Raw genomic sequence first — 24,890 nt, forward strand, 5'->3', positions numbered from 1 at the left:
CGACGGGGCCGGAGCCGGCGATGGCTCCGGCCCCATCGCGATCAGCGGGGTGGTGTCGTCGAGGTGGTCGGCGCGCGGTGCGACTGAACCGGTCGGGCGTTGGCGAGCACGAGGAGGAACGCACCCGAACACAGCACGCCGATGGCGGCAGCCAGGCCGACCGGCTCGGGTAGCAGGGTGACCACTGTGAGCACTCCGCCCAGCCCGGCGCCCGCGAGCGGCACACTGGGCGCGACGACCGGCACTCTCATCGCGGCAACCCCACCAACAGGGAGCGCAGCTCAGCACCTCGTGCCGACCAGTTGTTGCGGGTGGCGACCTCCCGGCGTCGGGCGGCGTCGTTGGTGTGCTCAGCCACGGCCCGACCGTTCCATCGGTCGTGGCGCGTCGGCGGGCAGCAACTCGTCCTCGCCGAGGCGGCCGAGCACCGGGCGGGCGCGCTCGTCGTCGAGTCGCAGCAGGCGGGCACCGGCGTGCCGGTCCAACCAACCCCGCAGCGCGCCGGCCGCGATCCGCCGGTTGATCCAGTTGACCAGCGGCACCACGTCACCCAGCGGCAGCGCGGTCGGCGCGACGGCGTGCCAGGCGGCCGAGCCGATCGGCGTCACCTCGCACCGCCAGCGCGGCCGGCGTCCCGGCGGGTCGACGACGAGCAACCGTTGCCCGGGCGCCAACTGCCCCAGCACGGCCGGATGCCCGTCGACGGACCAGCGGGTTCGGCTGAACAGCACCACCCAGTCGCGGGTGTCACCGTCGGGCAGCGGGCCGACGTCGCCGCGTAGCGCGGCGAGCAGGTCGCCCAGGCCCAGCGGTACGGATCGACCGAACAGTCGCTTGACCAGGTGGTCGGCGAGCAGCACGGCTCGGAACACCGGCAACCGGTACCGGGGCTGGGTCATCCGCAGATACCCGACCAGGCTGCCCAGCAGGTGTCGAAAGCGGATGGTCGGCCCGAGCAGTCGGCAGGACGCGCCACGGCTGTGCGTCACCACCGCGTCCGGAAGCATCCACAGCTCGTGCCCGGCCTGGTCGAGCTGCCGCGCGAGGACCGCGTCGTTCCAGTAGACGGGGAACGTCTCGTCGAAGATGGTCTGCTGCCCGAGCACCGTGCGGCGCAGCAGCACGCAGCTGCCCGAGGCAAGTTGCCGGGGACGGCTGAAGTCCTCGCCGCGCATCTGGAACCGGTGCAGCGCCTGGCGGAACCCGGGCAGTCGGCGCAGCGCGGTCACCAGCGCGATGGTGGCGGCGAAGCTGGGCTGTCGGACGTAGTGCTGCTGGAAGGTGCCGTCCGGGTTGAGGTACAGCGGGCTGACCCCTGCGACGTCCGGCCGCTCCCGCAGATGGTCGACCATTCGGGACAGCGCGCCCGGGTGCAACCGGATGTCGCTGCTGAGCAGCAGGATCAGCTGCCCGTTCGCCCGTCGGTACGCCTGGTTCACGGCGGCGGCGAAACCGTTGTTGTGCTTGTTGCGGATCAGTCGAACCCGGGGTTGGTCGGCGAGCAGGTCGGCTGAGCCGTCGGACGAGCCGTTGTCGACGGCCACCACCTCGTAGTCCAGACCGGGATCGGCGGTCGACGCCAGCGACTCCAGGCACTGCCGGGTCTGCTCGCGGGTGTTCCAGCTGACCAGCAGTACCGACAGCAGCGGAGCGGTCATCACGCCACCGCCTGGTTGTCGCGGTGGCGGACCCGGAGTCTCTCTCAACACGCCGTCCTCCCTCTCCGTCCGGTGCTCCCAGGGCATGCCGGCGGACACCCCCCCGGGGGAGAAAGTACTAGCCGTAAAGGACGAATAGTGATGAATGGGCCAAATGGTCTTTCGCCACTAAAACTCGCGTATCCGCGCAAGCCATTCAGGCTTATCGTCCGTTTGGTGGCCTTTGGTGGGCTACGGTCGTATCCGGCCGTCCGGTTGCCGCAGCGGGCCGACCGTTCCGTCGTTCCAAGGAGTCCGACATGGACCTACCCGTTACCGCCGTCGGTGTCGGCCCGCCGACGGACCTGATTCCCGGACGCGTGCTGGTGACCGGGGGCGCCGGCTTCATCGGCAGCCACGTGGTCGCCCGGCTGATGCTGATGGGCAGCCAGGTCCGGGTGCTCGACAACTTCTCCACCGGGCGGATCGAGAACCTGGCCGACGCCGCGATCGGCGGACTGACCGAGGCGGACGTCGTCTCGGGTGACATCCGTACGCCGGAGGGCGTCGAGGTCATCCACCAGTGGCAGCCGGACGTGGTGGTTCACCTCGCCGCGCAGCCGAGCGTTCCCGCGGCCCGGCGGTCACCCCTGTACGACGCCGATGTGAACGTGTTCGGCACCGTCAACGTACTGGACGCCTGCGCCCGCGGCGGGGTGCGGCTGGTGATCAACGCGGCCAGCAGCGCCATCTTCGGCAGCGTCGCGGCCCATGACCTGCCGGTCCGGGAGGACCATCCGATCGCCCCGGTGAGCCCGTACGGCGTCAGCACGGCCGCCGGCGTGCACTACCTCGACTGGTACGGGCGTGAGCACGGCCTGTCGTACACCTCGATGGTGTTCGGAAATGTCTATGGACCCCGGCAGGAGGGCGGCGACTGCGGCGTGGTGTCAGTGATGGTCGATGCGCTGCTCGGCGGCCGGCAGGTGGTGATCCACGACGACGGCACGCAGACCCGGGACTTCATCCACGTCAGCGATGTCGCCGAGGCGATCGCCGTCGCCTGTCACCACAATGGTGTGGGTATGGTCAACATCGCCTCGGGTCGGCAGACGAGCGTCAACGAGGTGTACGACACGGTCCGGGAGGCGTCCGGCGTCGACAACCCGGCCTGCTACGAGCCGCTGCCCTGGCCGGGCGAGGTGCGCAACATGGCGCTGGACACCAGGAAGGCGCGAGAGTTGCTCGGGTGGCACCCGAAGATCGGCTTCACCGAGGGCGTACGGATGACGGTGCGCGACGCCCGCCGCCGCCAAGCCCCGAGTCAGATCCTGTCCCCGGTGTGGGCGTTGGAGCGGGCCGTCAGCCGCTGACACCCCAGCGGGTAATTCCCGTCATCTGACCGGGATTTTCATCGATCAGTCTAACTCTTGCGGGTCGGCATCCACTGCTGCCACGATGGCCGTCAATGCCTTCCGTCCCGAAGGAGTGGTCCTCATGGCGGTCTCCCGCCGCAGGTTCGTCACATCGGTGCTGGCCGGGTCCGCCCTCGCCACCGCCTCCACCACCGAGCTGCTCACCAGCATGTCCAGCCCCGCGCACGCCGCCAGTCCCCCCGGGGACGTGGTCGGCAAGGTGACGGTTGGCTACCAGGGCTGGTTCAGCGCCCCCGGCGACGGGGCGCCGATCGGCGGATGGTGGCACTGGGGCCGCGACCGGTTCCAGCCGCCCTCACCCTCCAACACCACAATCGTGTCCTGGCCGGACATGCGCGAGTACACACGCACCTATCCCACCGCGTACCCCAACCTGGGCAACGGCCAGCCAGCCACCCTGTTCTCCTCGTACGACCAGCAGACGGTGGACACCCACTTCCGCTGGATGCAGGAGAACGGCTGCGACACCGCCGCGCTGCAACGGTTCAACCCGATGGGCGACGAGGGCCCGACGCGCGACGCGATGACGCAGAAGGTCCGCTCCGCGGCCGAGCGCCACAGCCGCAAGTTCTACATCATGTACGACGTCACCGACTGGCTGACCTTCCAATCGGAGATCAAGACCGACTGGACGACGAAGATGGCGGCGCACACCGCGTCCTCCGCGTACGCCCGGCAGAACGGCAAACCGGTCGTCTGCATCTGGGGCTTCGGCTTCAGCGAGCCCAGTCGACCCTTCACCCCGGGCCCCTGCCTGGAGGTCATCAACTGGTTCAAGGCGCAGGGCTGCTACGTCATCGGTGGCGTACCCACCTGGTGGCGGCAGGGCATCGAGGACTCCCGCCCCGGCTTCCTCGACGTCTACCACGCATTCCACGCGATCTCCCCGTGGATGGTCTACCGGGCCAGGACCGTCGAGGAACTCGACTCGTACTACAACAACGTCAACGTCGGCGACATGGCCGACTGCGCGGCGCGCGGCATCGACTACCTGCCCTGCGTGATGCCCGGCGACCTCGCCGGAGGGCACCGCAAGCACGGCGACTTCTACTGGCGGCACATCTACAACATGGTCCGGCTCGGCTCCCAGGGTCTGTACGTGTCCATGTTCGACGAGTACAACGAGGGCAACCAGATCGCCAAGACGTCCGAGACCCAGGCCACCACCCCGGCCGGCGCGAACATCCGGGCCCTGGACGAGGACGGCGTGGCCTGCTCCTCCGACTACTACCTGCGGATCACCGCCGACGGCGGCCGGATGCTCAAGGGGCAACTCGCGCTCACCGCCGTACGCCCCACCCCACCGATGGTCGGCACCCCACCACCGGCCACCGGCAACCTGGCCGCCGGCCGATCCACAGCGGCCAGCAGCCAGGGCGGCGGGTTCCCGGCGTCGAACGCGGTGGACTCGAACGCCGGCAGCTACTGGGAGAGCGGCGGCGGCTCCTTCCCACACTGGTGGCAGGTCGACCTCGGCGCGAGCCACCAGGTCAACAAGCTCGTGCTGCAACTGCCCGCCGGCTGGGGCGCGCGCACCCAGACCATCACCGTGCAGGGCAGCGTCGACGGCAACTCCTTCGCCACCATCGCCGGGGCCTCCGCGTTCACCTTCGACCCGGCCACCGGCAACACCGTCACCCGCACGCTGACGACCACCCCGGCCCGCTACGTCCGCCTCAGCATCAGCGGCAACACCGGCTGGCCGGCCGCCCAACTCGCCCAGGTCGAGGTGTACGCCGGAAGCGCCGTCCCGGACAACCCGCCGACCACCCCGAGCGGCCTCACCGTGACCGGCAAGACGTCGACGAGCGTGTCCCTGGCGTGGACGGCCTCCACCGACGACACCGGCGTGACCGGCTACCAGGTACGCCAGGGCGGCACCGTCGTCGCCACCGTCACGGGCACCACGGCGACAGTGAGCGGGCTCAGCCCGTCCACCGCGTACACCTTCACCGTCACCGCCCGCGACGCCGCCGGCAACACCTCCAGCGCGTCCTCGGCGGTCACCGTCACCACTGACGCGGCGGCCAACGCGGACCTCGCCCGAGGTCGACCCACGTCGGAGAGCAGTCACGTCCAGAGCTACGGGTCGGGCAACGTGGTCGACGGTGACGCGAACAGCTACTGGGAGAGCGCCAACAGCGCGTTCCCACAGTGGGTGCAGGTCGATCTGGGCTCCTCGCGCACGGTTGGGCGGGTGGTGCTGAAGCTGCCGCCGTCGTCCGCGTGGGCCAGTCGGACGCAGACCCTCTCGGTGCAGGGCAGCGCCGATGGGGGGAGTTTCGGGACGCTTGTCGGATCGGCGGGGCGGACGTTCGATCCGGCTAGCGGTAACCAGGTGACGTTGACGTTCAGCGCTGCGCAGGCGCGCTACGTGCGGGTCACCGTCACCGGCAACACTGGGTGGCCCGCTGGGCAGCTGTCGGCGCTGGAGGTCTACGCGAGCTGACCGGGCGTAGGGCGGCCGCCGGGGGAGCGGCGGCCGCCCATCCGGAGGGCAGCACACGTTCTCAGGCTAGAACTGAACCTTCGGCCAGAATGAAACTCCTTTGCTGGCCGGGGCGCCGAACGTCGGAGCCCGGCCAGTGGCCGTTGTGGTTTCTCAGCGGTCGGTCGGTTGCATCCGGACAAGAACCGGAGTCACCCGGTGGTCGCGGAGGTCCGTTCCGAGCGGGGATCCACGACAGTGGCTGGTGGGATAGAGGCGTGCGGGTCGAGCCGGCGTTGGAGTCGTCGCAGCGGGGCGGGGGCCCACCAGTTGGCTCGCCCGGCAAGGCGCATGAATGCCGGCACGAGCATGGCGCGGATGATGGTCGCGTCGATCAGGATCGCGATCGCGATGCCGATGCCGATCATCTGGAGGTACATGACCCTGCCGGTGGCGTAGAGGGAGAATGACACGGCCAGGATGACGGCGGCAGAGGTGATCAGGGGAGCACTACGCTGCAACCCCTCCAGCACCGCTCGGGTGTTGTCGCCGGTGGCCTCGTACCGCTCCTTGATCCGGGAGAGCATGAACACCTCGTAGTCCATGGATAGTCCGTAGGCGACGCAGAACATCAGGATCGGGAAGGCGGGGTCGAGAGTGCCGATCGGCGTGAAGCCGAGCAGTGACGAGAACGCTCCCTCTTGGAAGACGAACACCAGCGCGCCGAACATGACGGAGAGGCTGAGCAGGTTCAGCACGGTGGCCTTGACCGGGATGAGCAGACTGCCCGACATCAGGAACAGCAGCACGAACGTGATGGCGAGGATCAGCGCGGCGACCAGCGGCACCCGTTCCATCAAGGTGGAGCGGAAGTCGGTCAACTCGGCCGGGTACCCGCCGACCACCACGCGCTCGAACGGCGCCGGTTCGGCCCGGATCCGCTCGACGAGTTCGGATACCTCGGTGCCGGCGAGCACGTGGCGGGTCGGGATCGCCTCCAGACGGGTGCCCGTGGCACTGGTCAGCCGTCCTGGTTTCGGTGCCGGGCGCGCCAGCGTACCGTCGACGAAGACGCCGACAGCCGAGTTGACCTGCACGATGCCGTCGATGCGCGAGAGTTGGGCGGCGTAGTCGGCAGCCCTGGCGTCCGGGCGTCCGGCTGGGGCGAGGATGTGAATGGCGTCGTTCGCCTCCTGGGCGAAGTTGGCGCGTAGCTCGTCGTACGCCTGGCGGGTGGACGCCGACGGCGGCAACACCCGGTCGTCGGGCAGGCCGATCCGTAGCCCCAGCGCCGGCGCGCCGAGCACCGCGATCAGGGCGAGCCCGGCGGTGCCGAACAGCAGCGGCCGTCGCATCACGCGGGCACCGAAGCCGTACCAGCGCCGGCCACTGGCCGCGCCGGGCGATGCGCCGCGGGGCATCGCCCGGGGGCCGAGCACGGCGAGCGCCCCGGGCAGCAGGGTCAGCGAGCCGAGCACCGCCATCGCGACGACCAGGACGCCCGCGTAGGCGAAGGAGCGCAGGAAGGGGTACGGGAACACGAGCAGCGCCGACAGGGAGGCGGCGACCGTGAGCCCGCTGAAGATGACGGTACGGCCGGCGGTGCGGACCGTCGTCGCCACCGCGTCTGGTGTCCGCGCGCCGGCGGCCAGTTCTTCGCGGAACCGCGCGATGATGAAGAGGCTGTAGTCGACGCCGAGACCGATGCCCATGACCAGCGTGATGTTGGCGGCGAACGTCGACACCTCGGTGACTCCGGCCAGCAGTCGGAGCCCGGCCAGGGTGCCGAACACGGCGAACAGTCCGATGCCGAGGGTGAGCAGGGCCAGCCGTACCCGCCGGTACAGCGCGAACAGCAGGATGACCATCAGGGGAATGATCAGTATCTCCGCTCGAACGAAGTCCATCGTCGCCTGCTGGCTTATCTGGGCGGACGCCGCCTCCGCGCCGGCCACCTGCACGTCGATCGTCTCTGAGGTGTGCGTGAATGCGGGCAGCAGCCGTTCCCTGATCTCCGCGCGCGCGGTCGTGGCATCGCCTTCGACGTGGGCGAGGACCAGCGCCTGCCGGCCGTCCGAGCCGCGCAGCATCGGGTCACCCTCCTCCGTCCAGTACGACCACACGTCGACGACGAGTGGACGGCTCCGCAGGTCGTCGGAGAGTTGCTGAGCGGCGGCGCGGGTCGCCGGGTCGTCTACGGTGCCGCTGTGGGCGGTGATCAGCAGGATGAGGTTCGCGTTACCGGTTTCGAAGTCCCGGCGCAGCACCTCCTGGGCGTGAACCGACTCGGTGCTGGGCGCCTCCCAACGGCTGAGCACCAGGACGCCCATGGCGCCGGCCCCGACAGCGGCAAACGCCAGGGTCACGATCAGACCGGTGACAAGCGTGAGCCGACGATGGCGGGCAACGTACGCGCCCAGCCGGTGCAGTGGTGACATGCACGGTCCTCTGCTAAAGTCAAAACACGAGCGGTCGCCCGTATTTTGACAATACGAGCGTCTACTCGCGTTAGTCAAGGCACTGTCGCAACGCGAAGGGGTACGGGTGACTGAGGCGCATTCGGTCAAGCGGCAGGCGCGGGGGCGGCAGCGGATCGCCGACATCCTCGACGCGGCGCTCGCCCTGTTTGCACAGAACGGGTACGAGGGGACGAGTACCAACGCCATCGCCGCCAGTGCCGGCATCTCGCCCGGCTCGCTGTATCAGTTCTTCCCGAACAAGGAGGCGATCGCGGAGGCGCTCTCCGCCCGGCTGCTAGAGCAGATGCGGGCCGCGCACTCCTCGGCGTTCGACCTGGCGCAGGTCACCGAACTGACGTTGCACGAGCTGATCGATCGGATGGTGGACCCGCTCATCGCGTTCAACCTGGCAAACCCGGGTGCGAAGGCACTGATGGCGAACACCGACCTGCCGGCCCGCCTGCAAGGGGCGGCGCGTCCGCTGCAACAGGCGGTGGTCGACAGGGTGGCGGCTATCATCGGAGCCCGTTTCCCCCGGCTGCCCGCCGCCGAACGGAACCTCGCCGCCATGGTGGCGGTGCGCATCGTCGTGGCCATGATGCCGCCCATCGTGGCGGCGCAGGGAGCCGAGCGGAACGCCCTGATCGCGGAGCTGAAGAAGGCGCTGCACGGCTACGTCCTCCCGATAGAGGCCCACTGAGGCAGAGCTGTGATGTCCCGCACCTCAGCCAGGGGCTCTCCAACTCCACTCACCGCACCGGAAGGGCCGACGACTACCCGCCGCCCGACAGGCTGTTCGCGCACCCGACGCCCATCAACGCCCGACCGCTCTCGTCACGGCCCAGGACCGACGCTGACCCGATCGCCAGCCGTGCCGATATCCGCTTATGTTTGATATGCAGGTGATCGTGAGGCTCCAAATTGTGGCGCGAAGCGCCTCGATCACTCTGCATATCAGGCGTTATGCGGCCCGTCAGGGCGAAGGTGATCGAAGATCACCCGCATAATGCCGATGAGCGGATATAGCATCATGCGCAGCGTGTAAGCCTGTCGACGGACTTTGCGGCCCTGGACAAGCGGGCTGCCAGAGGGCCGACGATCGAGTATTGGCCAGGTGGCGGTTAAGCAGCCGTCAACGGTTACGCGTCGATCTTCGCGGGCCAGGCGAGCATAGCGGCTTCGGCGACGGCGAGAAGCTCATCCGTGCCAGCGCCGTCGCGCGCGTGCTGGGACATGCCCTGCAGGATGACGCCGACGAGGACGGCCAGACGGTCGGCGTCGGTGCCGGCGGGTAGCCGGCCGTCGGCGATGTCGGCCTTGATCCGCTTTCGCAGCGCGGTGATGTTGGTGGCCCGTTGGTCGCGCAGCAGTTCGGTGATGTCAGCCGACGCTGCGGTGCAGTTGACGGCCGCGCTGATGACGAGGCAACCAGGTGGATGCTCGGGCCGGGTGTACTCCACCGCGGCGGCGCGTAGCGCGCGGGCGACGCCGTCGCGCACGGACTCCTCCGCCGCGAGTGCCGTCGCGAAGAACGCGCCGTGAGTCTGCTGATAGCGCTCGACCACCTCGCGGAACAGAGTCTTCTTGTCGCCGAACGCCGCGTAGAGGCTGGGTGGCGTGATGCCCATGGCCGCGGTGAGTTCGGCCACCGACACCGGCTCGAAGCCGCGTAGCCAGAACTCGTGCAACGCCGTCAACAGGGCCTGGTCCCGATCGAAGGCTCGGGGCCGGCCACGCCGGCGGGGACGATCATCGGCCATTGACACATTCTATAGCGCTCGCTAGCCTGATGCCAGGCAATATATAGTGATCACTACAGAAAGGTCACGCGGCATCATGGCACTGCTCAACGGCAAGACTGCTCTGGTCACGGGCGGCAGCCGAGGCATCGGTCGGGCAATCGCCACACGACTCGCGGCGGACGGCGCCCTCGTCGCCGTCCACTACGGCACCAACGAGGCAGCCGCGAACGACACCGTCACTGCCATCACCGAAGCCGGCGGCCGCGCGTTCGCGGTCCGCGCTGAACTGGGTGTATCCGGCGACGCACAGGCGCTGTGGTCCGCCTTCGACGCCGGCCTCACCGACTCCGGCGCCGAACCGGGCGTCGACATTGTGGTCAACAACGCCGGCATCGCGAACTCCAACGACCTGGCCCGCACGAGCGAGGCCGAATTCGACAAGATCTTCGCCGTGAACGTGAAAGCCCCGTTCTTTATCCTTCAGCAGGCCCTCAACCAGTTGCGGGACAACGGCCGGGTCATCAATATCTCCTCCGGCACCACCCGCATCGCCGCACCCGCGATCATCACCTACTCGCTGACCAAAGGCGCCATCAACACTCTCACTTTCACCCTCGCCAAGCAGCTCGGCGAACGCGGTATCACGGTCAACTCGGTGGTCCCCGGCATCGTTGACGTGGACAGCAACGCCGTCTGGCTGCGGGACAACCCTGAACAACTCGCTTTCTGGGGCTCCTTCTCCGCGTTCAACCGGGTCGGCCAACCCGCCGACATCGCCGACGTGGTGGCCTTCCTCGCTTCCGACGAGGCCCGCTGGGTCACCGGCCAGCATCTCGACGCCACCGGCGGCGCACACCTGTGACACATCCCCTAGGCGGAAAAGCCGCATTGCGGGGACTGTGGGGACTCGTTGGCCAGCACGTCCGGACGGCCCTCAGTGCTGACCCGGCACCCGTGATTCTTGCGTCCAGACGCACGCTCGATCAGGTGCGCACATCTGCCGCTGACCGCGCGTCTTGACCGGCATCGATGAACGACGAGCTTAGGGCGCCGATCAGGTCTCTGAACTGGTGAACGACGGACGAGTCGACCTGCGCCGGCTGGGTTCACACACTCTGGGAGCCGGTCCCTGCTTCATGTTCTGCTCCATCAGCGGATGGCAGTGGTACGACCGAGCCGCCAGCAAGGTACAGCGGAGCGTGTAGGTCACGAGCGCTCATCGCCGCGCGAACTCGTGTGGCGACGTTGTCGGGAAGACGTTGCTCGGCCTCTCGGGGAGTAAAGAAGGCGGCGCCCTCCAACTCCTGTCCCGCTAGGACGAGACCATCGAGGTTGGCAATGGACCCGCAGTCGAACGTGAAGCTGACAATCGCGCGAGGCCGTTGCCCGGCGGGCGGCGCCCAGTCCACAACGAGCAGGTCACCCACCGCCACAGAAATCCGCAACTCTTCTCGGATCTCACGGGCGCAGGCGTCATGTGGGTATTCGCCCTCGTCGACGTAGCCGCCGGGGAAGGCCCAGTGGGCGCGGTACGTGGGTTTGACGAGCAGCACGTTGCCGGCCGGGTCGGTGATGAAGGCCGCGGCGGCGGCGTAGAAGGAAGCCAGGTTCGCGTACCACGTGGCGGGCTCCGTCCAGGTCACCCTGGTGACGCTAGCGGACGGGTCCAGGTGGGCCTCTCGCGCTAGGCGGCTGTTGGCAGGCTCGCGAGGCTATGTAGGACCTCGTTGACCTCGGGCGACGCCTGCTGAGGGCTGAGCGTTGCAGTCAGTTCGCGGACGCGCTGTTGAACACGCGCCGAATGAATGCCCGCAGCGTGCCGCGCCAACTTCCGACCCCAGTTGCAGGCGGCGTCGGTGTCGCCAGCGCGGGCATGTGTCACGGCGACGAGTGCGGTGTGCAGGGCACGCGTCCGGGTGTTCTCGCTGGCGAGGGTGAGAGCGTCGGGAGCGTGGTCAAGGGCCTGCGAATACAGCTGTAGGTCGCCGAGGCACCTTAGTGCGGCTCCGGCGAGGTGGGCCGGGCTGAAGTAGGTGACCCAGCGTGGGCCGGGGGCTGTGTTTGTGCGGTCGAGAGCACGCTCGGCTCTGGCGAGCGCGAGTTGGCAGCCACGTCGCTCGCCTGACTGTCCGTACGCGGTGGCGGCAGTGGCGTGCAGCCGAGCGAGTACGGCGGCAGGCGCACGCCCTGCCCCGTCGATGGCCGCTTCGGCGAGCCGGGCCGCGTCCCGGGAATGGCCCAGGTGCACGGCCTGGGTAGCGAGGTTGGCCAGCAGGTGAGCGCCGTAGAGGCGGTCATCGGCGGCCTTGGCCAGCCGCAAAGCGACGGTCACGTGTTGTTGGGCAGTGGCATGGTCGCCCGCGTCGTACGACATGAAAGCGAGTTGTCCGCACAGTGTCGCGGCTGCGCGCATGAGGTCGCGTCCCACGGCTTCGGTGTAGGTGCCGTGCAGCATGGGTGCGACCTGGCGTACGAGGAAGTCGGCCATGAACGCCCGGGTGCGCGTAGAGCCGCTGCCATGACGTCGGTCGAGGTCGGTGAAGTGGTCCGCCAGCGCGTACAGCGACTGAACGTCGGTGGCGGTGACTTGCTGTCGGCCGCTCCGACTGACCGTCTCGTCGGGCAGGTCATACCTCCAACCGACCGCCGCCTGTAGCGCATTGCCGCTGTCGAACGGCCCGCTGACCTGTGAGTTGAGGTGCTTGGCGAGCCTCGTCCAGATCTGCTCGGCGGTATCTATCGCGCCGTCGACGGACGCGGGATAGACGCAGGTTCCGATGCTGTCGCCCGCACCGAAGCCCAGCTCACTGACGGCGACGGAGCGACCGAGCTTGCGGGCTAGGGTCTCGGCCATGGCGGCCTGGACGTGCTCGCCGGGCCGGCGACCGCGTAACCACCAGTAGACGCTGGCGGCGTCGTATCGCCAGGTGCCCTGGTCGCGGCCCGCGTGATTGAGCTGGCGAGCGAATGCGGCGTGGGCGTTGCCGTAGCCGGCGGCAAGCAGCAGCCCTTCGAACGCTGCGTTCGTCACCGGTCGCGCCATGGTTCCGCCTCCAGACATCAGCCAACTACCAACAGTCACGAGCCTATGGCTTGGACCCGTCCTATGGAGACCCACGCAACCCTGCGCAACCCACGTCCTGAGCTGCGCAATCGAGCGCATCGCTTGCCATCTGGTCCGTCGATCGGCGACCGGCTTCGGTGATTGCAGGAGTCCTGGGTGCCGGCGATGTCCTAGCGTCGCGCGCCGACTGACGGAGGTGGGAATGCACGGCGACGAGCCGACGAGCAAAGGCGAGCAGTGCGACGCGGTCGAGCGGGAGGCTGCCAAGCAGCGCCTTCTGGCGCAGGCCGAGGCGGAGCGCGTGCCGCTGGAGGACACGACTCGTGCGATCCCGGACCGGCGGTGGCGGCGTGACCAGCGATGACGTCCCGATCGGCCGCCGAGTTGCGCGGTGGCGGGTGCGGCGGTCGATGACGCAGCAGATGCTGGCAGATCGGCTGCGCAGGTCGAAGAGCTGGGTGGACAAGGTGGAGCGGGGCGTGCGCGCCCTGGACCGGTACTCGGTGATCCAGGAGCTGGCCCACGTCCTGCGGGTCGACCCTGAGGTCCTGCTCGGCCAACAGCGCACCACCCCGGCGGGCACGCCGGACGGGGTAGGCGACATCCGGGCTGCATTCGCCCGCTACGACACCCCACTAGCCCCAAGGCAGACGGACGATCTAAGGAAGCAGATCGGGTACGCCTGGCTGAGCTACCAGCACGCGCACTACGGGCAGTTGGTGCGAGTCCTGCCGGGTCTGCTCGACACCGTCCAGGGCACGCAGACACCAGAGCTGTTGGTGCAGGCGTACCGGATCACCTCGGCGCTGCTGGTGAAGCTCGGCGAGGCCGATCTCGGCTGGCTGGCCGCCGACCGAGCGATGTCCGCCGCCGACGACCCGATCCTGGCGGCAACGGCCGCCATCTCAGTAGCCCAGGCGCTCCGCGCCTCAAACCGCGACCGCCTGGCCCTAACAGCGGCCCTAACCGCCGCGAACCGCATCCTCCCGACCCCCTTTCACGGGATTGATCATGAGGTTGGCGGGCCTCGTGGAGATCAAACCGCCCGTCAACCTCATGATCAACGAGGCGAGGGCGAGGGCGAGGGCGAGGGCGAGGGCGAGGGCGAGGGCGAGGGCGAGGGCGAGGGCGAGGGCGAGGGCGAGGGTGCGCCCGCGCGACAGCGATCGCCGGGGGAGTGGGCGGTGGGCGGGACGCTGCTGCTTCAGGCCGCCCTTGCCGCCGCTGGGTGCGGCGAGCACCGCCGCGCCGATGAGCTGACCGACCGGGCCGCGGGCGTCGCTGCCAACCTGAGAGGGTACGACGATCCGCACCGCACCAGCTTCGGGCCGATCGCCGTGGAGTTGACTCGGGTTCTGGTGGCGGCGCAACGGGGTGACGCCGTCGAGGCCCTACGAAGGCACTCGACAGTCGTGCGGCGGGAGGGGTGGCGGCGACTGCCGGCCGAGTACCGGGGCGCTTACCTGGTCGACGCCGCTCGGGCGTACCTCCAGGTGGGTGACCTGCGCGGGGCGGCCCGTGCGCTTGTCGACGCGGACAGCACCGCGCCGGCTGAGGTTCGGTGTCGGCCTCTGGCGCGTAGCGTGATCGCCGATGTTGCCCGCACGCGGCCGGCGCCGGCCGGTGTGGCGCGACTGGCCACCGTGGTCGGGCTTACCCGCTGACGGACGAGCGCCGACGCACGTCGTCTGCCGGATTGATGGTGCGCACCGGGTCGGGTACCGGCCCTCGGGGCTGCCACTCGCGGGGGTAGCCGAGGGAGACCTCCTCGAAACGCACCCCGTCGTGGAACGTGGTGCGGGGGATGTGCAGGTGCCCGTAGACCACTGTGGCGGCGTCGAAGCGCAGGTGCCAGTCGCTGGTGCGGACCGTGCCGCACCACTGGGCGAAGACCGGGTACCGCAGGACGTCGGTGGGTTCCCGCACCAGCGGGTAGTGGTTGACAAGCACCGTCGGCAGCGCCCTGTCGCGTTCGGCCAGCCGGCGTTCGGTCTCGGCGACCCGGGCCGCGCACCACGCCTCCCGGCTGGGGTACGGGTCGGGGTGCAGCAGCGCCTCGTCGGTGCACACCACCCCGGCGGCGTACGCCAGGGCCAGTGACTCCTCCTGGCTGCGCGCCTCCGGCACCCGGAACGTGTAGTCGTAGAGCACGAAGAGCGGCGCGATGGTGGCCGGGCCGCCGTCGCCGTCCCACACCGGGTACGGGTCTTCCGGGGTGAGCACCCCCAACCGCCGGCACATCCGCACCAGCTCGCGGTAGCGCTCCTCGCCGCGCAGCGTGACCGGGTCGCGCGGTGGCGTCCACAGCTCGTGGTTGCCCGGTGCCCAGACGACCCGTGCGAACCGGCTGCTCAGGAGCCCGAGCGCCCACTCGATGTCGGCGAACCGGTCGGCGACGTCCCCGGCGACGAGCAGCCAGTCGCCCTCGTTGTCCGGGTGCAGTTCCTGCACGAACGCGCGGTTCTGCGGGTGCCCGACGTGCAGGTCGCTGACGGCCCGCAATCGGGGCGGAAGTTTCACCCCCCGAGGTTAGGACGGCACGGGGGCGTCACGGAACCTCTGCGGCCTGCCGTTCGGGCCGCTCTGACGGCCCGCATATCCGTCGACCCGACGGGAAAGCGCGGGGCGTCCGACAGCCCGAGACCGGAGCAGGAGACAAACATGCCTTTCATCACCGTGGGGACGGAAAACTCCGCGCCCATCGACCTGTACTACGAGGACCACGGTTCCGGTAAGCCGGTGGTGCTGATCCACGGCTTCCCGTTCAACGGCGCGACCTGGGAGAAGGAGACACGGGCGCTGCAGAACGCCGGATACCGGACGATCACCTACGATCGGCGCGGTAACGGTAACTCCGCCCAGCCGGCCTTCGGGTACGACTACAACACGTTCGCGGCGGACCTGGACGTGTTGATGACCGAGCTGGACCTGAACGAGGTGACCCTGGTCGGTCACTCGATGGGCACCGGCGAGGTGGTCCGTTACCTGGGCAACTACGGCTCACAGCGGGTCAGTCGGGCCGTGCTGCTCAGCCCGCTGCAACCGATGTTGGCCAAGGCGAGCGACAACCCGGAGGGTGTCGACCGGAGCCTCTTCAAGGGCTTCCAGGACGCCATCATCAAGGACCGCTTCGCCTACCTGACGTCCTTCTGCGACGCGTTCTTCAACCCGGACCAGAACATGGGCAAGCGGGTCAGCGAGGAGGCGTACCGCGCGCACTGGCAGATCGGCGCGATGGCCTCCGGCAAGGCCACCCACGACAGCGTGGACGCCTGGCAGGAAGACTTCCGCCCGGACCTGCCGAAGATCAACATTCCGGTGTTGATCGTGCAGGGTGACCAGGACCGGGTGCTGCCGTATCCGGTGACCGGTCAGCGGCTCGCACCGATGATGCCGACCGCCAATCTCATCACGCTCAAGGGCGCGCCGCACGGCATCCCGTGGACCCACGCCGACGAGGTCAACAAGGCGATCATGGACTTCATGAAGCAGCCGGCCAAGGCGCGCGCCTGACCCGTACCGGTAGCCGATCGGACGCCCGCGCCGTAAGGCGCCGCGACACCCGGCCCACGGTTCGCACCGGGGCCGGGTGTCGTCGTCGGTCAGGGTCGGCGGGCCACCACCGCGCCGTTGGCACCCGGCGCGTCGAACGGCACGGTACGCACGTCGACGAAGCCGGCGTCGGTGAGCCACGCCGCGTACTCGGCGCCCGAGTAGTTCCGGCCGCCCTCGGTCTCCACAAGCATGTTCATCCCCATCAGCGCCGCCTCCGGCGGCCCGGTGCGTTCGTCGTTGAGCAGCAGCTCGCAGACGACGATCGCACCGCCGGGCGGCAACGCCGCGTGGCACCGCGCCAGCAACGCCCGGTTCGTCGGCTCGTCCCAGTCGTGCAGGATCATGCTGAGCAGGATGACGTCGTGCCCGTCCGGCAGCGCCGGGTCGGCGAGGAAGTCACCGGCCACGGCGTCGATCCGCCCGGTCAGGCCGGCCTCCGCGATCCGCTCCCGGGCCCGCACGCAGACATGCGGCAGATCCAGGACCGTCGCCCGCAGCTCGGGCAGACGGCGGCAGAACTCGATCGGGAACGCGCCCGCACCGCCGCCCACGTCGAGCAACCGGCGGTGCGCGGAGAAGTCGTACGCGTCGGCCAGCGCGCTGGCCGTGAAGCTGGACGTGGAGAACATCGCGTCCCAGAACTGCGCCAGCATCTCCGGGTCGGCGGTGTCGAACATCGACTGTTGGGCCTCCGGATCCCAGGTCAACGGTCGATCCGTGCGCAGGGCCTCGCCGATGCGGTGCCAGGGCAGGTAGGTGCGCAGGTCCGAGTAGCGGACCTGCGCGCCGAAGTAGTACGGGCGACCCTCGACCAGGAACTGCTCAGCCAACTCGGAGTTGCGGTAACCGTCGCCGGCCTTCTCCAGCAGGCCGAGCGAGGCACTGGCGGCCAGCAGCAGGTCCGCGGGTCGGTCGGGCAGCCCGAACTCGGCGGCTGCCTGCTCCACTGTCATCGTCCGCCCGCCGGCGAGCCGGGTGAACAGGCCGAGTTCGACGCCGACCGCGAGGGTCTTGAACCCCCACACACCGGCCACCAGGCGCATGAGGGGAGTCGGAGTGATCATGCCGTCATGAGATCACAATTCGGCTCCGTCCACGATGGGCGGTCCACGCCCGCAGTAACGTCACCAACCCGGCGGCCAGCAGCACCCCGGGCGTCAGGCGGTTGGGCCAGCCATCCGTCGGCCGATCCGCCGCCCCGCGAGGCTCACCACCGTGCTGCCGGCCGCCATCCCGACCAGCACCAGAATTCCCCCGACCACCCACAACCCGCTGTCGTCGGTCGACGCGGCCCGCCACGACCAGGCTGCCGTGAACGCCACGGTCATCACCGGCGCCACCAGCCACGGGCTGAGCCGCGTCCCGGCGAGCGCGGCCAGCACCACGAGCGTCAACACGCAGCCGATCACCTGCCACGCCTCGTACGGGCCGCTGCTCGCGCCGGTCTGCGCGTCGACCGTGTACTCGGTGTCCCAGCCCAACCAGAGGATCCACACCCCGACCGTGGCCGCCGCCAAAAACAGAACACCGAGCAGTGCGCGGGTACCCCTCGTCGCCGTCATCCGGCGATCATGCCCTGCCCGCCGCCGCACGGAAATACGCACCGGCATCCCTGACGGACTGTTGCCTCGGTCGGTGGTGATCCTCTACGGTCTGCTCAGCGGTGGGCGGTGCGGTCCGCATCCGACCCGACACCGCCGGTTGCCCGTCGTGCGGGCCGGGATGGTGGAGTCCCGGGTCGCCCCGTCGGCGGTGACCCGGCGGTCGTGTGACTCCCAGCTCGTCCCCGGGCGCTGATGCCCGGCGCGGCTCCCGTGCGGAGCCGCCGGCGAGCAGGGCACGCCGACCCCACCGGGAGAGCCCCGTGTTCCTCAGCCCGCACGAGCAGGACCGCCTGCTCATCCACGTCGCGGCCGATGTCGCCCGCGCCCGCCGCGAACGCGGCCTGCGCCTCAACTACCCCGAAGCCGTGGCGGTGCTCACCGCGTTCCTCCTCGAAGGGGCCCGCGACGGCCGGTCGGTGGTCGACCTGATGTCCGCCGGCCGGGCGGTGCTCGGTCGTGACGACGTCCAGGACGGCATCCCCGAGCTGCTGAGGGAGGTGCAGGTGGAGGCAACGTTCCCGGACGGCACCAAGCTGGTGACGGTGCACCACCCGATCCCGTGATCCCCGGGGAGATCCTGCCGGCGGCCGATCCGGTTCAGATCAACGTGGGCCGCCCGGTGACCACAGTGCTCGTGGTCAACACCGCCGACCGCCCGGTGCAGGTCGGCTCGCACTACCACTTCGCCGAGGCCAACCCGGCGCTGTCGTTCGACAGGGGCGCCGCCTGGGGGCAGCGGCTCGCCGTTCCGGCGGGCACCTCGGTCCGCTTCGAACCGGGCATCAACCGCAGCATCGACCTCGTACCGCTCGGCGGGGCACGGATCGTGCCGGGCCTGCGCGGAGAGTGCGCCGGACCGTTGGACCCGCCGCCGCACCCGCCCACGGCCGACGGGTCGCCGCGGTGAGCGCCGTGCGGCGGGACCGCTACATCGACCTGTACGGGCCGACGACCGGTGACCGGATCCGGCTGGCCGACACCAACCTGCTGATCGAGGTGGAGACCGACCACTGCGTGGGCGGCGACGAGGCGGTCTTCGGCGGCGGCAAGGTGATCCGCGAGTCGATGGGGCAGTCTCGTGCCACCCGCGCTGAGGGGGCACTGGACACCGTCATCACCGGCGCGGTCGTGCTCGACCACTGGGGTGTGGTCAAGGCCGACGTGGGGCTGCGCGACGGGCGCATCGTGGCGCTCGGCCGGGCCGGCAACCCGGACACCATGCCCGGTGTCCACCCCGACCTGGTCATCGGCCCGTCGACCGAGGTGATCGCCGGCAACGGGCGGATCCTCACCGCCGGCGCGGTCGACACCCACGTGCACTTCATCTGCCCGGAGATCGTCACCGAGGCGCTGGCCAGTGGCATCACCACGATGGTCGGCGGCGGCACCGGGCCGGCCGAGGGGACCCGCGCGACAACTGTCACCCCGAACGCCTGGCACCTGGCCCGGATGCACGAGGCGCTGGACACGATGCCGGTCAACGTGCTGCTGCTCGGCAAGGGCAACACCGTCTCCACCGAGGCGCTGTGGGAACAGTTGCGGGCTGGTGCGGGCGGTTTCAAGCTGCACGAGGACTGGGGCACCACACCGGCGGCGATCGACGCCTGCCTGCGGGTGGCTGACGCGTCCGGGGTCCAGGTGTCGATCCACACCGACACGCTCAACGAAGCCGGGTTCGTCGCCGACACCCTGCGGGCGATCGGTGGACGGTCGATCCACTCGTACCACACCGAGGGCGCCGGTGGCGGGCACGCACCGGACATCATCACCGTGGCCAGCGAACCGAACGTGTTGCCGTCGTCGACCAACCCGACCCGGCCGTACACCGCCAACACCCTGGCCGAGCACCTGGACATGTTGATGGTCTGCCACCACCTCAACCCGTCAGTGCCCGAGGACCTGGCCTTCGCCGAGAGCCGGATCCGACCGTCCACGATGGCCGCCGAGGACCTGTTGCACGACCTCGGTGCGATCTCCATCATCGGTTCGGACGCCCAGGCGATGGGTCGGGTCGGCGAGGTGATCATGCGGACCTGGCAGAGCGCCCACGTGATGAAGGACCGGGTCGGCGCGCTGCCGGGTGACGGGCCCGCCGACAACCACCGGGCCCGGCGGTACGTGGCGAAGTACACCATCTGCGCGGCGATGGCCAACGGGCTGGAACGCGAGATCGGCTCGGTCGAGCCGGGCAAGCTCGCCGACCTGGTGCTCTGGGACCCGGCGTTCTTCGGCGTACGACCGCTCCTGGTCATCAAGGGCGGCATGATCGCGTACGCCCAGATGGGCGACGCCAACGCCTCGATCCCAACACCGCAGCCGATGCTGCCCCGGCCCATGTTCGGGGCGTACGGCGCGGCGGCGGCCGCCACCAGCCTGGCCTTCGTGGCGCCGGCGGCCCTGGACGCCGGGCTCCGCCTGGACGTGCGGCGACAGGTGGTGCCGGTGAGCGACGTGCGGTCGCGGGGCAAGGCAGACCTGCCCGAGAACAACGCGATGCCGCGCATCGAGGTGGACCCGGACACCTTCACGGTGCGGATCAACGGGCAGGTGGTGGAGCCTGACCCGGTGACCCGGCTGCCGATGGCCCAGCGGTACTTCCTGTTCTGATGGCGACGCCGAGCCTGCTGTTGTTGTTGGCCGACGGGCGCTTCCCGGCCGGGGCGCACGCGCACTCCGGTGGTTTGGAGGCGGCCGTCGCCGCCGGCCGGGTCACCGACCTGGCCTCGTTGGAGGCGTTCCTGGCCGGACGGTTGGCCACCGCCGGTCTGGTCGGCGCGGCGTTCGCGGCGGCCGCACACCGGGCGGCGGTGGCCGAGACCGCCGGCCCGGCCCGGTCGGCCCGACGGTCGGCGGCGCTGGCTCGGCTCGACGCGGAGCTGGACGCCCGTACCGCCGCCCCGGCGTTACGGGCGGTCTCGCGCCGACAGGGCCGGGCGCTGCTGCGTGCCGGCCGGGCCATCTGGCCGAACGCCCCGTTCGCCGACCTGCCCGCGACGCCCGGTGGCGCACACCAGCCGCTGGTGCTCGGGCTGCTCTGCGCGGCGGCCGGGTTGTCCCGCGTCGAAACCGCCACGATCGCCGCGTACGGGACGCTGACCGGGGCGGCCAGCGCCGGAGTACGTCTGCTCGGCCTCGACCCGTACCAGGTCCAGGCCCTGCTGGTCGGCCTGGCCGACGCCTGCGACGGCACGGCCGCCGACGCGGCGCGGGCGGCCGACGACCCACCGGAGCGGCTACCGGCCGCCGCCGCTCCACTCGCCGACATCCATGCCGAAATCCATGCCACCTGGGAGGTGCGTCTCTTTGCGTCCTGACACCGTTGTGCCGAGCGCTGTGCCCGCCGTCGAACCGACCACGCCGCCGCCGGCCACCCCACCCCACGACGAGCCCGTTCCGCACACCCACCCGGAGCCGGGGGTGGACCCCCATCCGCCGTTGGCGCGTGCCGGACGTGCCCTGCGGGTCGGCATCGGCGGCCCGGTCGGTTCCGGCAAGACCGCCCTGGTGGCCGCGCTCTGCCGTGCCTTCGCCGACGAACTGCGGCTCGGTGTGGTGACCAACGACATCTACACGACCGAGGACGCCGACTTCCTCCGGCGGGCCGGAGTGCTGGACCCGGCCCGGATCCGCGCGGTGGAAACCGGTTGCTGCCCGCACACCGCGATCCGCGACGACATCGGCGCCAACCTGGACGCCGTCGACGAACTGGCCGAGGCGGTCGGCCCGTTGGACCTCGTCCTCGTGGAGAGCGGTGGGGACAACCTGACCGCGACCTTCAGTAGAGGGCTGGTCGACCGGCAGATCTTCGTGGTCGACGTGGCGGGCGGGGACAAGGTGCCCCGCAAGGGCGGGCCGGGGGTGACCGCCGCCGACCTCCTCGTGATCAACAAGACCGACCTGGCGCCGATGGTGGGTGCCGACCTCTCCGTCATGGATCGTGACGCGAGAGCCCGGCGCGGCGACCTCCCGACCCTTTTCCTGTCCATCGTGGGAGACCCCACGGCGACGTCGGTCGCCGACTGGATCCGGCACGAGTTGGCCCACCACGCCGCAGTGCACCCGCTGGCCGTCCCGGTCGGTCCGGTCTGATGCGAGCGCTCGCCCGGCTGGTCGCCCGGGCCGACGGTCGGGGTGGCACGGCACTGGTCGAGCTGCACGGCGAAACGCCGTTGCTGCTGCGCCAGACCCCGACCGACGGGGGTGTCGCCACTGTGCACCTCGTCGGCGGGGCAGCCGGGCCGCTTGCCGGAGACGACCTGCGCCTGGAGATCGAGGTCGGGCCCGGCGCGGCGGTCCGGGTGCACAGTGTCGCGGCGTCGATCGCCCTGCCGGGTCGCGCGGGCGCCGTCTCCCGGATGGCGGTGCGGGCGGTGGTGCACGCCGGCGCCACCTTGCACTGGCTTCCGGAACAGTTGGTCGCGGCGGCCGGCTGCGCGCACCTCGCCGAGTCCCGGATCGAGTTGGCCGCCGGTGCGACAGTGCGTTGGCGCGACGAGCTGATCTGCGGCCGGTACGGCGAGGCGCCCGGCGGCGCCGTCGTGCACACCCAGGTCGACTACGCGGGTCGACCATTGCTGCGTCAGTCCCTCGCGGTGGGACCGCACGCGCCGGGCTGGGCCGGTCCGGCGGTGCTCGACGGTGCCGCGGCCACCGGATCGCTGCTGGTGGTCGACCCGTCGCAACCCGCCGAACCTCCGACGGCCGAGGGCAGTGTCGCCCGGCTGCCGTTGGCCGGCGGCCCGGCGACACTGTGGACCGCCACCGCCCCCGACGCGCACACCCTGCGCGCCCACCTAACGGTCTAAGGAGCCACTACCGGGCCGCGTGCCGGTCCTGCCGGGTCTTCCCGAGGCCAGGTTGGTGCAGAGCACGACGGTGCCTGGCGGATTCTCTCGAGAGCGTGATGTCTGTGAGTCATCGTGATGACTCACAGACATCACGCTCTCTGCCGTGTGGGGTGGGAGGTCGAGCCGCGCTCAAGGCCCTGCCGATTGCCCCGCAAGCCCGGAGCCCGGAGCCCGGAGCCCGGAGCCCGGAGCCCGGAGCGGGGAGGGGGAAGGGGTCAGCGGTGTGGGCCGGCCGCGTCGGCGTGCACTCGTTGCCGGGCCGGGTCGAGGCGGCCGATCAGGTCGTCGAGCTGGCGTACGAGGTTGGCGGCCGGGGGCATGCCCGGCTCGCTGGTCTCCGCGACGCCCATCTCCGTGATGCCCAGTTCGGCGATGCTGGCCCGAACCCGCTCGTCCAGGCGGGCGTGCTCGCGGCGGCCCCGAGCGGTCAGGTACGCCCGGATGCGTCGGCGGTCGATCGGATCGATGCGCCGGAAGACGAGGTTGCGGTCGACGAGCTGGTCGACCAGCTTGGTGAGGGTGCCCGGCGGCAGCGACGCCTCGGTGGACACCTCGCTCATCGGGTGACCCTGGCCGTCGGCGAGCAGGCAGAGCACCCGCCATGCCTCGATGCTCAGCTCGTCCTCGGCCAGAACGGCGCCCAACCGGCGGGAGAGCAGCCGTTCGGCGCGGGTGAGCGAGCGCAGCAGGTCAGCTGGCGCCCCGGGCACGTCTGACATGAAACTCCCTGGTCCGGTGGCCCTGTCATCGTAGCGAGTCGTCCCGGCCAGTGGTGAGCGCTGGTCTTCCGTCGTGGGCCGGGCAATCATGTGCTCATGTCCGCGCCGGCACCGCCGTGGCTGACCGTCGACCGTGCCGTGGTCAGCATCGCGCTGGTCTACCCGATGCGCGGGCCGGCCGGCATGTTCGGCCCCACCTGTGAGCTGTGCGCGCAGCTCGCGGTGGAGGAGATCAATCGGTGCGGTGGGGTGTTGGGCCGGGAGGTGCGGCTGGTGCCGGTCGACGGTGGCGCACCGCCGGCCGAGGTGGCCGCCGAGGTCGAGGCGTTGGTGTCGGTGGGGGCCGTGCAGGGGGTGACGGGGTGGCACATCTCCTCGGTGCGGCAGGCGTTGGCGCCCCGCGTCGCGCACCGGGTGCCCTACGTCTACACCGCACTCTACGAGGGTGGTGAACGCACCGAAGGGGTCTTCCTGACCAGCGAGACGCCGGATGCCCAACTGTGGCCCGCGATGCGGCTGCTCGCCGGGGAGCAGGGCGTGCGTCGCTGGTTCGTGGTGGGCAACGACTACGTGTGGCCGCGCCGGACGTCGCGGGCGGCCCAGCGGTACGCGCTACGCGGCGGTGGGCAGGTGGTGGGCCGACACTTCCTGCCGTTGGACGCGCACGACTTCACCGAGGTGTTGCGCCGCATCGAGCACAGTGACGCGGACGCGGTGTTGATGCTGCTGGTCGGTGCCGACGCGGTGCGGTTCAACCGCGCGTTCGCCCGATCCGGTCTGGACCAGCGCTGCCTGCGGCTGAGCACCCTGATGGACGAGAACATGCTGCTGGCCAGCGGCGCCGGCGCGACCCGGAGGTTGTACAGCACGGCCGGTTTCTTCGCCGGGCTCGTCACTCAGGAGAACCTCGACTTCCACGGCGAGTTCGCACGCCGCTTCGGGGTGGAGGCACCGCCACTGGGCAGCCTGGGGGAGTCCTGCTACGAGGGCGTGATGCTGCTCGCCGCGCTGATCGGCCAGGCCCGCACCCTCGACGTACGGGCCATCGAGACGGCCGCCGACACGGTCGCCTACCACGGGCCACGTGGCCGGTTGCGGCTGCGTCAGCGGCACGTCCGTCAGCGCATCTACCTGGCCGAGGCCGACGGACTCGACTTCACGGTGCTCGCGCAGCTCTGAACCGGGCACGGCAGTCGGCCCATCCGACCCTTGACAGCGCCACCCGATCCCGTCCTAAGATGCTTCCTGTGTGAAGTATCTGGCCACGGGGCCGGATCTCACCATTGCGTGCCCACCGTCGACGGGTTTCTCCGTCGACCATTGTGGTGGCACTTATCTTGCGTCTCTCCGGACGGCCGACACCGTTTCCTCCCAACGGTGTCGGCCGTTTTTCGTGCGC

General features: G+C 70.1%; 24 protein-coding genes. 14 read left to right on the forward strand and 10 right to left on the reverse strand.

Annotated features, from left to right (window positions below):
• Positions 1-41: 41 nt before the first annotated feature.
• Both OH804_RS09630 and OH804_RS09635 read right to left on the reverse strand, forming a co-directional pair.
• Positions 42-251: a hypothetical protein gene (locus OH804_RS09630; protein ID WP_406064429.1), complete on the reverse strand. Its 210-nt coding sequence runs from the start codon at positions 249-251 to the stop codon at positions 42-44.
• 99 nt (positions 252-350) lie between these two features.
• Complete coding sequence (locus tag OH804_RS09635) at positions 351-1,658, reverse strand: glycosyltransferase family 2 protein (protein ID WP_406064431.1); 1,308 nt, start codon at positions 1,656-1,658, stop codon at positions 351-353.
• 299 nt (positions 1,659-1,957) lie between these two features.
• Between OH804_RS09635 and OH804_RS09640 the strand changes: the two genes are divergently transcribed.
• Complete coding sequence (locus OH804_RS09640; protein WP_196923440.1) at positions 1,958-3,010, forward strand: GDP-mannose 4,6-dehydratase; 1,053 nt, start codon at positions 1,958-1,960, stop codon at positions 3,008-3,010.
• A 124-nt stretch (positions 3,011-3,134) separates the two neighbouring features.
• Positions 3,135-5,522 carry a discoidin domain-containing protein gene (locus tag OH804_RS09645; RefSeq protein WP_406064433.1) on the forward strand — a complete coding sequence of 796 codons (2,388 nt, stop codon included), beginning with the start codon at positions 3,135-3,137 and terminating at the stop codon, positions 5,520-5,522.
• A 191-nt stretch (positions 5,523-5,713) separates the two neighbouring features.
• On the opposite strand, the gene OH804_RS09650 is transcribed toward OH804_RS09645, so the two are convergent.
• The gene (locus OH804_RS09650) at positions 5,714-7,939 is read right to left on the reverse strand and encodes an MMPL family transporter (protein WP_406064435.1); all 2,226 of its coding nucleotides are present in this window, start codon (positions 7,937-7,939) and stop codon (positions 5,714-5,716) included.
• A 106-nt stretch (positions 7,940-8,045) separates the two neighbouring features.
• On the opposite strand from OH804_RS09650, the gene OH804_RS09655 reads away from it, so the two are divergent.
• Positions 8,046-8,660: a TetR/AcrR family transcriptional regulator gene (locus tag OH804_RS09655; RefSeq protein ID WP_406064437.1), complete on the forward strand. Its 615-nt coding sequence runs from the start codon at positions 8,046-8,048 to the stop codon at positions 8,658-8,660.
• A 439-nt stretch (positions 8,661-9,099) separates the two neighbouring features.
• On the opposite strand, the gene OH804_RS09660 is transcribed toward OH804_RS09655, so the two are convergent.
• The gene (locus OH804_RS09660) at positions 9,100-9,720 is read right to left on the reverse strand and encodes a TetR/AcrR family transcriptional regulator (RefSeq protein ID WP_406064439.1); all 621 of its coding nucleotides are present in this window, start codon (positions 9,718-9,720) and stop codon (positions 9,100-9,102) included.
• Positions 9,721-9,796: 76 nt separating this feature from the next.
• On the opposite strand from OH804_RS09660, the gene OH804_RS09665 reads away from it, so the two are divergent.
• Positions 9,797-10,564, forward strand: a complete 768-nt coding sequence (locus OH804_RS09665; RefSeq protein WP_406064441.1) for an SDR family oxidoreductase — start codon at positions 9,797-9,799, stop codon at positions 10,562-10,564.
• A 244-nt stretch (positions 10,565-10,808) separates the two neighbouring features.
• On the opposite strand, the gene OH804_RS09670 is transcribed toward OH804_RS09665, so the two are convergent.
• Together OH804_RS09670 and OH804_RS09675 are read right to left on the reverse strand one after the other, a co-directional pair.
• Positions 10,809-11,345, reverse strand: a complete 537-nt coding sequence (locus OH804_RS09670) for an NUDIX domain-containing protein (RefSeq protein ID WP_406064443.1) — start codon at positions 11,343-11,345, stop codon at positions 10,809-10,811.
• Between the two features lie 41 nt (positions 11,346-11,386).
• Positions 11,387-12,733, reverse strand: a complete 1,347-nt coding sequence (locus tag OH804_RS09675; protein ID WP_406064445.1) for a hypothetical protein — start codon at positions 12,731-12,733, stop codon at positions 11,387-11,389.
• Positions 12,734-12,968: 235 nt separating this feature from the next.
• On the opposite strand from OH804_RS09675, the gene OH804_RS09680 reads away from it, so the two are divergent.
• The gene (locus OH804_RS09680) at positions 12,969-13,130 is read left to right on the forward strand and encodes a hypothetical protein (RefSeq protein ID WP_406064447.1); all 162 of its coding nucleotides are present in this window, start codon (positions 12,969-12,971) and stop codon (positions 13,128-13,130) included.
• Positions 13,117-14,430 carry a helix-turn-helix domain-containing protein gene (locus OH804_RS09685; RefSeq protein WP_406064449.1) on the forward strand — a complete coding sequence of 438 codons (1,314 nt, stop codon included), beginning with the start codon at positions 13,117-13,119 and terminating at the stop codon, positions 14,428-14,430. The genes OH804_RS09680 and OH804_RS09685 overlap by 14 nt, the downstream gene beginning before the upstream one ends.
• On the opposite strand, the gene OH804_RS09690 is transcribed toward OH804_RS09685, so the two are convergent.
• Positions 14,420-15,286, reverse strand: a complete 867-nt coding sequence (locus tag OH804_RS09690; protein ID WP_406064451.1) for a metallophosphoesterase family protein — start codon at positions 15,284-15,286, stop codon at positions 14,420-14,422. The genes OH804_RS09685 and OH804_RS09690 overlap by 11 nt on opposite strands.
• 141 nt (positions 15,287-15,427) lie before the next feature.
• Between OH804_RS09690 and OH804_RS09695 the strand changes: the two genes are divergently transcribed.
• A complete protein-coding gene (locus OH804_RS09695; RefSeq protein ID WP_196923428.1) occupies positions 15,428-16,279 on the forward strand; it encodes an alpha/beta fold hydrolase in 852 nt (283 codons plus the stop codon).
• A gap of 89 nt (positions 16,280-16,368) precedes the next feature.
• On the opposite strand, the gene OH804_RS09700 is transcribed toward OH804_RS09695, so the two are convergent.
• Both OH804_RS09700 and OH804_RS09705 read right to left on the reverse strand, forming a co-directional pair.
• On the reverse strand, positions 16,369-17,385 hold the full coding sequence (locus tag OH804_RS09700) for a methyltransferase (RefSeq protein WP_196923427.1): 1,017 nt from the start codon (positions 17,383-17,385) through the stop codon (positions 16,369-16,371).
• A 93-nt stretch (positions 17,386-17,478) separates the two neighbouring features.
• Positions 17,479-17,883 carry a hypothetical protein gene (locus OH804_RS09705; RefSeq protein WP_406064453.1) on the reverse strand — a complete coding sequence of 135 codons (405 nt, stop codon included), beginning with the start codon at positions 17,881-17,883 and terminating at the stop codon, positions 17,479-17,481.
• A gap of 302 nt (positions 17,884-18,185) precedes the next feature.
• On the opposite strand from OH804_RS09705, the gene OH804_RS09710 reads away from it, so the two are divergent.
• From OH804_RS09710 to OH804_RS09735, 6 genes are read left to right on the forward strand one after another with little or no spacing between them, the layout of a single operon-like run.
• Positions 18,186-18,488, forward strand: coding sequence for an urease subunit gamma (locus OH804_RS09710; protein ID WP_030491505.1), 303 nt, complete (start codon positions 18,186-18,188; stop codon positions 18,486-18,488).
• Positions 18,485-18,832, forward strand: coding sequence for an urease subunit beta (locus OH804_RS09715; protein WP_406064455.1), 348 nt, complete (start codon positions 18,485-18,487; stop codon positions 18,830-18,832). The genes OH804_RS09710 and OH804_RS09715 overlap by 4 nt, the downstream gene beginning before the upstream one ends.
• A complete protein-coding gene (locus tag OH804_RS09720) occupies positions 18,829-20,532 on the forward strand; it encodes an urease subunit alpha (RefSeq protein WP_406064457.1) in 1,704 nt (567 codons plus the stop codon). Before OH804_RS09715 ends, OH804_RS09720 begins: the two co-directional genes overlap by 4 nt.
• The gene (locus tag OH804_RS09725; RefSeq protein WP_406064459.1) at positions 20,532-21,239 is read left to right on the forward strand and encodes an urease accessory protein UreF; all 708 of its coding nucleotides are present in this window, start codon (positions 20,532-20,534) and stop codon (positions 21,237-21,239) included. Before OH804_RS09720 ends, OH804_RS09725 begins: the two co-directional genes overlap by 1 nt.
• Entirely contained in the window at positions 21,229-22,014 is a 786-nt protein-coding gene (ureG, locus tag OH804_RS09730; protein ID WP_406064461.1) for an urease accessory protein UreG, read from the forward strand. Before OH804_RS09725 ends, ureG begins: the two co-directional genes overlap by 11 nt.
• Positions 22,014-22,730 (forward strand): urease accessory protein UreD, encoded by a 717-nt coding sequence (locus OH804_RS09735; protein ID WP_406064463.1) that lies wholly within the window; start codon positions 22,014-22,016, stop codon positions 22,728-22,730. The genes ureG and OH804_RS09735 overlap by 1 nt, the downstream gene beginning before the upstream one ends.
• A 257-nt stretch (positions 22,731-22,987) precedes the next feature.
• Here OH804_RS09735 and OH804_RS09740 read toward each other — a convergent pair whose 3' ends face one another.
• Entirely contained in the window at positions 22,988-23,491 is a 504-nt protein-coding gene (locus tag OH804_RS09740) for a MarR family winged helix-turn-helix transcriptional regulator (RefSeq protein WP_406064465.1), read from the reverse strand.
• 96 nt (positions 23,492-23,587) lie between these two features.
• Between OH804_RS09740 and OH804_RS09745 the strand changes: the two genes are divergently transcribed.
• Complete coding sequence (locus OH804_RS09745; protein ID WP_196926391.1) at positions 23,588-24,670, forward strand: substrate-binding domain-containing protein; 1,083 nt, start codon at positions 23,588-23,590, stop codon at positions 24,668-24,670.
• Positions 24,671-24,890: the final 220 nt, after the last annotated feature.

The organism is Micromonospora sp. NBC_00860, assembly GCF_045207375.1.
GTDB lineage: Bacteria > Actinomycetota > Actinomycetes > Mycobacteriales > Micromonosporaceae > Micromonospora > Micromonospora vinacea.